Source organism: Escherichia sp. KCJ4928 (assembly GCF_004352695.1).
Classification (GTDB): Bacteria; Pseudomonadota; Gammaproteobacteria; order Enterobacterales; family Enterobacteriaceae; genus ECMA0423.
In genome coordinates this window covers 1-462 of the sequence record NZ_SJWV01000607.1, presented here as the reverse complement: position 1 = coordinate 462, position 462 = coordinate 1, and the positions used below count along the sequence as shown (strand labels likewise).

Here is a 462-nt window from a genome sequence, read left to right as displayed (position 1 = left end):
CATCTTTCAGTCAGGAGGTTCTTATGAGTGCACGTGGTATCAACAAGGTCATCGTGGTTGGTCGTCTGGGTAAAGATCCGGAAGTCCGTTACATCCCCAACGGGGGCGCAGTGGCAAACCTGCAGGTGGCCACGTCAGAAACCTGGCGCGACAAACAGACGGGGGAGATGCGGGAGCAGACGGAATGGCACCGCGTGGTGCTGTTCGGCAAGCTCGCGGAAGTGGCAGGTGAATATTTGCGCAAGGGCGCGCAGGTCTACATCGAGGGGCAACTCCGTACCCGTAGCTGGGAAGATAACGGTATTACCCGTTACGTCACTGAAATCCTTGTTAAAACCACGGGCACCATGCAGATGCTGGGGAGTGCACCACAGCAGAACGCTCAGGCGCAACCGCAGCCTCAGCAGAATGGGCAGCCACAGAGTGCTGACGCGACGAAAAAAGGTGGCGCGAAAAAGAAAG

1 protein-coding gene is annotated in these 462 nt (G+C 57.1%); it reads left to right on the top strand.

The features are described from left to right. Positions 1 to 23: 23 nt before the first annotated feature. Positions 24 to 462: single-stranded DNA-binding protein (gene ssb / locus E0D98_RS25830; RefSeq protein ID WP_131891538.1), on the top strand; the 439-nt coding region annotated here is incomplete at its 3' end.